This is a genomic window from Gordonia sp. (in: high G+C Gram-positive bacteria), assembly GCF_020438995.1.
Lineage (GTDB): Bacteria > Actinomycetota > Actinomycetes > Mycobacteriales > Mycobacteriaceae > Gordonia.
The window spans coordinates 1-9,222 of sequence record NZ_JAGQTN010000228.1 but is presented as its reverse complement, the minus strand read 5'-3'; the positions used below and the strand labels follow the sequence as shown (position 1 = coordinate 9,222).

Below are 9,222 nucleotides of genomic sequence, written 5' to 3'. Positions count from 1 at the left end.
GGGAGACGCGCACCACGCTGCGCGAACCCGTCGCGTCCTCGCGCACCGAGATCGGCGTGCCGACGATGATCGCACCGGCCCGGTCGGCGATCTGTTCGGCCGTTCCGGGCGCGCAGGTACAGGCGCATGCAGGATGTGTTCCGACGGTCGACGACAGCGCCACGCAGGCGGCGAGCCCCGCGATCAGCACAACGACCCGAGTCCACACGGTCCGGGATGTTCGGGTGAGATCGGCCATACCCGCCATCGTCGCCGAACCCGCGCGCCGCGCCCACTGTTCGCCGCCTATTGCTTCGGCCGAATGACTACCGTGGACTTCATGGACGCGACGATTTATCACAATCCGAAGTGCTCGACCTCACGCAACGCGCTCGCCCAGTTGCGTGAGGCCGGTATCGAGCCGACCGTCGTCAAGTATCTCGACACCCCGTACACACGAGAACAACTCACCGAGTTGCTGGCCGATGCCGGACTCACCCCGAGCCAGGCCGTCCGTAAACGGGAGGGTCTGTACAAGGAACTGGACCTGGCCGACAAATCCGATGAGGAGATCTTCGAGGCGATGCTCGAGCACCCGATCCTGGTGGAACGGCCATTTGTGGTGACCGTCAAGGGAACCCGGCTCACCCGGCCGATCGCGAAACTCGACGAGATCATCTGAGGATGCCGTCACAAACCCCACCGCACAGCTCCGGCATCGCAATAATCTCCTCGCCGGGGCCTATCGGTGGGGTTTGTGTTCAGAGTTCGGTGATCAACCTGACCACGGCATAGACCAGCCAGACGGCCAGCACCGCATATGTCAGCCGGTGCCGGGCAATGACCTCCAGCGCGGGCGCCGGCCGACTCCTGATCCGGCGCGCCACCACCACTGCCGTAAGCACCACGACGGCGACGATGAGCAACGGCCCGAAAATGTTGGCACCCAGCGCGGCGGCCCAGTCGCCGTGCATCGTATACACCCAGGATCGGGTCAATCCACAACCTGGACAAGACAATCCGGTCATCAACCGGAACGGGCACAGGATGGGCCCGTCCTCGATGTGTGCCGGTGATGCCACACTGGCGACCCCAATGCCCACGATTCCCGCGGCAGCCACCCACTCTGCACAGGACACCCGGGACAGTGAACGGGGCAGAGTGGGTGGCGTGGACGCGTTCGGCGCAGACATCGACCCGACCGGCTCAGGCCAGCGGACGGCCGTTGCTGTCGCGGAAGTTGCGCGTCGCGATCAGGATGATGTCGACCAGATACCAGATGTAGAAGCCGCCACAGGTGAGCAGCTTCAGGATGCCCAGCCCGGTCTGGCCGACGTAGAAGCGATCCACACCGAAGTTGCCGAGGAAGATGGACAACAGCAGGGTGGTCAGCCATTCGGAGTTGGAGAACAAGCCCGGCACCTGACGTGCGGGAAAAGGATGCGGGCTGTCGGCGGACCTGACGAGAGTATCGCCCCGCAGCTGACCGGCGATCGCCATCTGCTGTAGTTGGGCATAGTCGATGGGCCCTTGTTCACTGCCCATCTGGTTGATGTAGAACAGCCCCGGAACCGGCTGATTCTGCTGCGGCGGCACGCCGAACTGGGCGTTCTTGTCGAATTCTGGCGGTTGATAAGTCATGAGCGCACATAGTAGTAGTTGCGTGGTGCGCAGTCGCGGGCGCGACGCAGGAGGCATCCGACCGGACGACACCGCACGTGGCGCTCATGTCAATCGAGGCGTTGGGCACGCGGTCGCCACCAGGCGGTCGGCGATGTGACTTTCACCCCGGCCGTGATCTAGCCTGGTTGACGTTGTCTCGGCGAGGGTGACCTGATCACCGTTATCGGCGCGGCCATCGTGACTCTCCTGCGAGATGCCTTCGCGCATCCCGGCGGTGTCCTGGTGTACGCGTTGTTCACCGCGGCAAGAACCGATCCCAAGGAGAGCATCATGTCGAACACCACCAAGCTCGCGGTCACCAACCGCTCCGGTAAGGGCAAGGGCGCCGCGCGCCGCGCCCGCCGCGAAGGCAATGTCCCCGCCGTGCTCTACGGCCACGGCACCGACCCGGTGCACCTGCTGCTGCCGGCCCGCGAGTTCGCCGCGGTCCTGCGCGCCAACGGCACCAATGCGGTCATCGACCTCGACATCGAGGGCACGAGCCAACTGGCACTGACCAAGCAGGTCGACGTGCACCCGATCCGCAGCTACATCGAGCATGTCGACCTGCTCGTGATCAAGCGCGGCGAGAAGGTCACCGTCGAGGTCAACGTCGTCGTCGAGGGCGACGCCGCATCGGGCACCCTGGTCGTTCAGGACGCGAGCGTCATCGAGGTCGAGGCCGACGCACTGTCGATCCCCGAGCACATCGTCGTCAGCGTCGAGGGTGTGGAAGCCGGCACCGCCATCCACGCCGGTTCGGTCACCCTACCCGAGGGCGTGACCCTCACCAGCGATCCCGAACTGCTCGTCGTCGCCGTCAATGAGGCACCGCAGGGCTCCGACGAAGGCGATGCCGACGAGGCGGCCGCCGACGAAGCAGCCGAGTAGCTCGCATCTGAAGTGAAACTTATTGTCGGCCTGGGTAATCCCGGGCCCCAATACGAGAAGACCAGGCACAACGTCGGCGCGATGGTCGTCGACGTCCTGGTCGCCTCGGCGGGCGAGCGGTGGAAGGTGCACAAAAAATCCGGTGCGCAGGTCGCCACCGCCCGCCTCGCCGGGGAACCGGTCCTGATCGCCCGGCCCACCACCTACATGAACACCTCGGGTCAGCAGGTCGGTCCGCTGGCCAAGTTCTATTCCGTGGCGCCCGAAGATCTGATCGTCGTACACGACGAGCTCGATATCGACTTCGGTCTCGTCCGGCTCAAACGCGGTGGCGGTGAAGGCGGACACAACGGCCTGCGGTCGATCAGCGCGGTGCTCGGCACTCGCGATTACCTGCGGGTCCGCCTGGGCATCGGCCGGCCTCCGGGGCGGCAGGATCCGGCTGACTTCGTGCTCAAACCGTTTCCCGCCGCGGCAAAGGCCGACGTCGGACTTCTCATCGGAAACGGCGCGGAAGCGGCCGAGATCCTGGTCCGGCAGGGCCTAGAACCAGCCCAGAACATCGTGCACGCGTGGTGAAACCCGCCATCGGATCAGCGCGAATCGGCGATGCCGACCACCGGGCCTAGAATCATGTACCGATGACATCCGCATCGACGCGGACAGCAGCCTGGAGGTAGACGTGGCACAGATCGCAACCAAGACAGGGCAGCAGAACGTCGCGATGCTCGGCGTGGGTGCCTGCCGCCCCCAGCGCGTGATCACCAACGACGAGCTCTGCAAGACGCTGGATTCCACCGACGAGTGGATCTTCGAGCGCAGCGGTATCCGTTCGCGGCGATGGATCAGCGGTGACGAGTCCAACCGGTCGATGTCGGTGACCGCGGCTGAGCGGGCGATCGTCAACAGCGGTATCGACCGGTCGACGATCGACTGCGTCATCCTGGCCACCAGCACCTGGCCCACGATCACCCCGCACGGCGCCCCGTCGGTGGCCTCCGACCTCGGTATCAACGGTGTGCCCGCCTTTGACCTCGTCTCCGGCTGCGGAGGCTTCTGCTACGGAGTGTCGGTCGCGAGTGCGCTGATCAGTGCGGGCAGCGCCACCAACGTCCTGCTCATCGGTTCCGAGACCATGTCGCTGAGCCTGGACGTCACGTCGCGTTCGACAGCCTTCCTGTTCGGCGATGGCGCCGGCGCGGTGGTCATCGGTCCTGCCGAGGAGAACGGCATCTCCCCGACCGTGTGGGGCAGCGACGGCGAGAACGCCGCGGCCATCGGGCAGACCATCAACATCCCCGACTTCATCAACCCGGAGATCAAGGACAAGCCGGGGATGTTCCTCACGATGGAAGGCCCGCGTGTCTTCCGGTGGGCGGCGATCACCCTGCCCAAGGCGCTGTCGGGCGCACTCGATGTCGCGGGCCTGCACGCCGACGACATCGAGGTGTTCATCCCCCATCAGGCCAATGGCCGCATCAATGAGCTGATGAAGAAGAACCTGCGCCTGCGCGACGACGTCCCGGTCGCCAACGACATCGAGTTCACCGGCAACACCTCCGCCGCGTCGATTCCGCTGGCCATGGAGGAGATGCTCGCCACCGGCAAGGCCGAAGGCGGGCAGACGGCGCTGATGCTCGGCTTCGGCGCCGGCCTGTCCTACGCCGCGCAGGTCGTGACATTGCCGCCCGCACCGAAGATCACAAGTTTCGACGATCAGTAGATTTCACTCCATACGGACAGGTTCGGGTCCATGCTGGGAGATAGACCACTTTCGTCTTCCAGGAGGGCCGAGATATGCATCCCAGTACCCGGCAGCACAACAGTGCCCGACGCGTCGGTCGCACCCGGCAGGTCGCGATCATGGCGGCCTCCGTCGGTTTCGTCGGTGCGGTCGCGATTGTGGGCACACCCCCGGCACATGCCGCGGCACCACCGACGCTGCGGGTGGGCCTGTACAACGGCCCCGACGACTGGACCGGCTGGCAGTCGTCCGTCGACACCAAGAACAACCGCGATTGCCGGATGAGGGTGGCAGCGCCGCCTGCCGCAAAGTTGAACAGGAACGCCCCCATCAGTGGCAAGGGCAACTACGCGTGGCCGCAGAACTTCATCCCCGCCGGCCAGTATCGGCTGCAGGTCGTCTGCCCGACCGCCTCCTCACCGGCGATCAGCTTCTATTCGCCGCGCAGTCCGTTCAACGACGCGCGAACGATGTTCAGCAACTACACACGGGGTGTGTTCGGCATCTGACCGGGCGCGCCGGTCATCTGTGCGCCACACGGGCCCGACGCGACTGACCTGGCCGAAAGGTCAGGTAGACGACCACTGTGATATTCATTGCATCCAAGCACCGCTCCCACTTACCGGTAGGTAACAAAACCCCAGGACACGCCAGGCCGAGAGTTCTCAGAAGCCCGTCACCCGCCCCATATCCCCCGAACCTGTGCCACTTGTTCGGAGGAGTCTTGGTAACGCCGTCTTGACAGTTCACGATGTTCGACCAAGATAGGGACGTACGCCTCTAGGGGGCGTGACCCCCTGTTCGATCAACCACCGTTTCGATGATCCACCGTGTCCGGTCTGAGTCCGTGGGAGGAACTCTGTATGCGCGCTCGTAAGCCACGCCTTCGTGCGTCGGGCAAGCGCGAGAACGGCACAGGCATCTCGTCTGCAACCCATCCCGAGTGGCGCGACCCGCATAAGGGCCTGTGGCTGGCGGGACTGGTCATTCCGCTGACCCCGTTCATCGCCTGGGGGCTCGTCTCGTTGCTCGGCCCGGGTGTCTTCTGGCTGGCCGGACTGCTGACGATCGCCGTCGTCCCGTCGCTGGACCGCTTCTACGGACCCGACCGCAGCAATCCGCCGGACGAGATAATGAAGCAGTTGGAGAACTCGCGCTACTACAGGTGGTGCCTGGTTCCCTACATTCCACTCCAGTACGCGGGGCTGGTCCTGGCCTGCTACCTGTGGACCAACGCACCGATGGGCGTACCCGAACGCATTGCGCTGGCCACCACGGTCGGCGTTGTCGGCGGACTGGCGATCAACGTCGCCCATGAGCTCGGCCACAAGCGCACGAGCCACGAGCAGTGGCTGTCGAAGATCGCGCTCGCGCAGACCTGCTACGGGCACTTCTACGTCGAGCACAACTACGGTCACCACATCAGGGTCGCCACCCCCGACGACCCGGCGAGCGCACGTTTCGGCGAATCGTACTGGCGATTCTGGCCGCGCACGGTGTCCGGCACGTTCAAACTCGGCTGGCAGATCGAGAGCAAGCGGCTGCGGCGCCAGGGTAAGAGTGTGTGGACTCTGCGCAACAACGTACTCAACGCATGGGCGATGTCGGTGGTGCTGTACGTCGTGCTCATCGCGGTGTTCGGCTGGGCGGTGGTGCCGTACCTGATCATCCAGGCGGTGTTCGGGTTCTCGTTCCTGGAGATCGCCAACTACATCGAGCACTACGGCCTGCTGCGTGAGAAGCGCCCCGACGGCAAATACGTCAGGGTCGCCCCGCAGCACAGCTGGAACAGCGACTTCGTGATGAGCAACGCCATTCTGTACCACGTGCAGCGGCACAGCGATCACCATGCGCATGCCGGGCGCCGGTACCAGACACTGCGGTCGTTCGGTGATTCCACCCCGCAGCTACCCGGCGGCTACGTCTCGATGGGCGCCTGTGCGCTGATTCCGCCGCTGTGGCGCCGCGTCATCGACCAACGGCTCCTTGACTACTACGACGGCGACATCACGCGGGTCAACCGCGGCCATGTCGAGGATCCCGATCCCGTCGCCGATCGCGTCGCCTAGATTTGTCCGTGTCCTAGATTTGTCCGTCTCATCGACGGGCAAGTAGCCTCGTCGGGTGAGCACTGAAGGTCAGACGAGCACCGACCTCGCAGGTTCGCCGCTTCGCGGTGGGGACCGATCGGGCGGCGGGGGCGACGAATCGGGCCGGGTGGCCCGCGAGGTGCGCCGCCGCCGGACATTCGCCATCATCTCCCACCCCGACGCCGGCAAGTCGACGATGACCGAGGCGCTGGCGCTACACGCACGCATGATCAGCGAGGCCGGCGCCATCCACGGCAAGGCCGGGCGCAAGTCGACGGTGTCGGACTGGATGGAGATGGAGAAGGCACGCGGCATCTCCGTCAGCTCCACCGCGCTGCAGTTCAACTACTCCCCTTCGGGTTCGCCCGCGGCACCGCCGGCCGACCCCGACGCCACCTTCGTCATCAACCTTGTCGACACCCCCGGCCACGCCGACTTCTCCGAGGACACCTACCGAGTACTGACGGCCGTCGACGCGGCGGTGATGCTCATCGACGCCGCCAAGGGTCTCGAACCACAGACGCTGAAACTGTTCCAGGTGTGTCGCCATCGCGGCATCCCCGTCATCACCGTCATCAACAAGTGGGACCGCCCCGGCCAGACACCGCTGGAGCTGATCGACGAGATCACCGAACGTATCGGGCTGATCCCCACGCCGCTGTTTCTGCCCGTCGGTATCGCCGGCGACTTCCGCGGTCTGCTCGACAGGCAGACCGGTGAGTACGTGGCGTTCACCCGCACCGCCGGCGGCGCGAAGATCGCGCCCGAGGAGATCATGGACGCCGACTCCGCGTCGGTACGCGAAGGCGACGAGTGGGATACGGCCCTGGAGGAGAGCGAACTGCTCTCCGAGATGGGACAGGACCACGACCAGGAGATGTTCCTGGCCGGGCAGACCTCGCCGATGATCTTCGCCTCGGCGATGCTCAACTTCGGGGTGCGTCAGTTGCTCGAGGCGCTGGTCGCGCTCGCTCCCGCCCCGACCGGACGTACGTCGGTGAGCGGCGACGTACGCGAGCCCGTCGACCCGTTCAGCGCTGTCGTGTTCAAGGTACAAGCCGGCATGGACACCAGCCACCGCGACCGGCTCGCGTTCATGCGCATCGTGTCCGGCGAGTTCGAACGCGGCATGGTCGTCACGCACGCGCAGACCGGTAAACCGTTCGCAACCAAGTACGCACAGGCGGTGTTCGGCCGTGACCGCTCCACGGTCGACCGTGCCTACCCCGGTGATGTGGTGGGTCTGGTGAACGCGATGACACTCGCCCCCGGCGATTCGCTGTTCACCGGTCCCAAGGTGCAGTTCCCGCCGATCCCGTCGTTCGCACCCGAACACTTCTCGTCGCTGCGGGCCACCACCGCCGACAAGTACAAACAGTTCCGCAAGGGGATGGACCAGCTCGACAGCGAAGGCGTCGTCCAGGTGCTGCGCAACGACCTGCGCGGCGACATGGCACCGGTGCTGGCCGCCGTCGGCCCGATGCAATTCGAGGTGGTCACCGCCCGACTCAAATCCGAGTTCAACGTCGACACGGTGATCGAGGGTCTCGGCTACTCGCTGGCCCGGCGCACCGACGAGGCGAGTGCCGCCGAACTGAACCGGCAACGCGGCGTCGAGGTGTTCACGCGCACCGACGGTGCGCTGCTGGCCCTGTTCAGCGACAAGTGGCGCCTGCAGTTCGTGGAGAAGGAACACCCCGAGCTGACGCTCGCCCCGCTGGTGGCGGCAGCCGACTGACCTTCTGCGGACAAAAACCGCCCGGGAGAGCGCGGCCGCCGCGTATACACATCGACGGCCCGCTCGTGGGCGGTTCTTGGCCTCGGTCAGCTACTCACCGACGATGCGGCGCACCTCGGTCTGGTCGACGGCGTCGATCGTGGCCGGGGTGAACGAGGGGTTGCGGTCCTTGTCGACGAGCACCGCCCGCACACCTTCGGCAAAATCCGGGGTGGCGCAGATGCGGGCGCCCGCGCGTAGTTCCCGGTCCAGGCATTCGGCCAGGCTCGACGACTTCCCCGCCTCCAGCAGCGCCGCGGTGACCCACAGGCTGGTGGGTGAGGCGTTCCCGAGCAGCTCGAGCATCTCCTGCGCCCAGTCGTCGCCGACCGCGCCCTGTAGCCCTCCGACGAGGGCGTTGAGGTCGGAATCGCTGAAGTACTCGGCGATGCGGCGCAGCGGCAGATCGGATTCGACCGGGGCCGACCGTGGGCGCAGCGCATCCCCCAGCGAGACCCCCGCGCGGATGTCGCCGGCGAGTGCGGGCAGATCGGCGGCCTTCACGTGGTGCGTGGCCAACCCGACGGCGACGGCGTCCGCACCGTGCAGCCGGGCACCGGTCAGGCCCAGCCACAGTCCGACGCCGTCGGGCAGACGTGGCAGGAAGTAGGTGGCGCCGATGTCGGGGAAGAACCCGATCGCGGTCTCGGGCATCGCGATCAACGCGTTTTCGGTGACGATGCGGATCTCACCGTGCACCGAAATGCCCAGTCCCCCACCCATCGCCGCGCCGTCGATAAGTGCGACATACGGTTTGGGATATTCAGCGACCAACTGATCGAGCCGGTACTCCGCGGTGAAATACGCCTCGATGGCCTCCGGTTCACCGTCGAGCGCATGCTGCCGGATGGCGCGGATGTCGCCGCCGGCGCAGAACGCGCGGGGATGCGTCGAGGTGACCAACACCGTTTCGATCGCATCGTCATCGCCCCAGGTCAGCAGGGTCTGATACATCTCGTCGATCATGCTCTGATCGAGCGCGTTGAGAGCTTTCGGCCGGTCGAGGATGATCTCGCCGACCCCGTTGGCGACGGTGGTCCGGATGAACGACATGCCTACAACGCTAGTAAATCGGTGGT

General features: G+C 65.6%; 11 protein-coding genes. 7 read left to right on the top strand and 4 right to left on the bottom strand.

Annotated features, from left to right (window positions below):
* A partial coding sequence (locus KDB67_RS16240) for a hypothetical protein (RefSeq protein WP_291017709.1) occupies window positions 1–238 on the bottom strand: 238 nt, incomplete at its 3' end.
* A gap of 81 nt (window positions 239–319) precedes the next feature.
* On the opposite strand from KDB67_RS16240, the gene arsC reads away from it, so the two are divergent.
* Entirely contained in the window at window positions 320–661 is a 342-nt protein-coding gene (gene arsC, locus KDB67_RS16235) for an arsenate reductase (glutaredoxin) (protein WP_291017708.1), read from the top strand.
* 79 nt (window positions 662–740) lie between these two features.
* Here the strand turns inward: arsC and KDB67_RS16230 are convergent, their stop codons facing one another.
* Window positions 741–1,172, bottom strand: coding sequence for a DUF2752 domain-containing protein (locus KDB67_RS16230; RefSeq protein ID WP_291017705.1), 432 nt, complete (start codon window positions 1,170–1,172; stop codon window positions 741–743).
* A 13-nt stretch (window positions 1,173–1,185) separates the two neighbouring features.
* The gene (locus tag KDB67_RS16225; RefSeq protein ID WP_291017702.1) at window positions 1,186–1,620 is read right to left on the bottom strand and encodes an NINE protein; all 435 of its coding nucleotides are present in this window, start codon (window positions 1,618–1,620) and stop codon (window positions 1,186–1,188) included.
* Between the two features lie 309 nt (window positions 1,621–1,929).
* On the opposite strand from KDB67_RS16225, the gene KDB67_RS16220 reads away from it, so the two are divergent.
* From KDB67_RS16220 to KDB67_RS16195, 6 genes are all read left to right on the top strand, one after another.
* The gene (locus KDB67_RS16220; protein WP_291017713.1) at window positions 1,930–2,532 is read left to right on the top strand and encodes a 50S ribosomal protein L25/general stress protein Ctc; all 603 of its coding nucleotides are present in this window, start codon (window positions 1,930–1,932) and stop codon (window positions 2,530–2,532) included.
* Between the two features lie 12 nt (window positions 2,533–2,544).
* A complete protein-coding gene (gene pth / locus KDB67_RS16215; RefSeq protein ID WP_291017700.1) occupies window positions 2,545–3,111 on the top strand; it encodes an aminoacyl-tRNA hydrolase in 567 nt (188 codons plus the stop codon).
* 103 nt (window positions 3,112–3,214) lie between these two features.
* Window positions 3,215–4,255 (top strand): beta-ketoacyl-ACP synthase III, encoded by a 1,041-nt coding sequence (locus KDB67_RS16210; protein WP_291017697.1) that lies wholly within the window; start codon window positions 3,215–3,217, stop codon window positions 4,253–4,255.
* A gap of 74 nt (window positions 4,256–4,329) precedes the next feature.
* Complete coding sequence (locus tag KDB67_RS16205) at window positions 4,330–4,785, top strand: hypothetical protein (RefSeq protein ID WP_291017694.1); 456 nt, start codon at window positions 4,330–4,332, stop codon at window positions 4,783–4,785.
* A 354-nt stretch (window positions 4,786–5,139) separates the two neighbouring features.
* Window positions 5,140–6,345, top strand: a complete 1,206-nt coding sequence (locus KDB67_RS16200; protein ID WP_291017691.1) for an alkane 1-monooxygenase — start codon at window positions 5,140–5,142, stop codon at window positions 6,343–6,345.
* A gap of 148 nt (window positions 6,346–6,493) precedes the next feature.
* Window positions 6,494–8,104, top strand: coding sequence for a peptide chain release factor 3 (locus tag KDB67_RS16195; protein ID WP_291017711.1), 1,611 nt, complete (start codon window positions 6,494–6,496; stop codon window positions 8,102–8,104).
* A 90-nt stretch (window positions 8,105–8,194) separates the two neighbouring features.
* On the opposite strand, the gene KDB67_RS16190 is transcribed toward KDB67_RS16195, so the two are convergent.
* Window positions 8,195–9,196 (bottom strand): enoyl-CoA hydratase/isomerase family protein, encoded by a 1,002-nt coding sequence (locus tag KDB67_RS16190; RefSeq protein ID WP_291017688.1) that lies wholly within the window; start codon window positions 9,194–9,196, stop codon window positions 8,195–8,197.
* Between the last annotated feature and the right edge of the window lie 26 nt (window positions 9,197–9,222).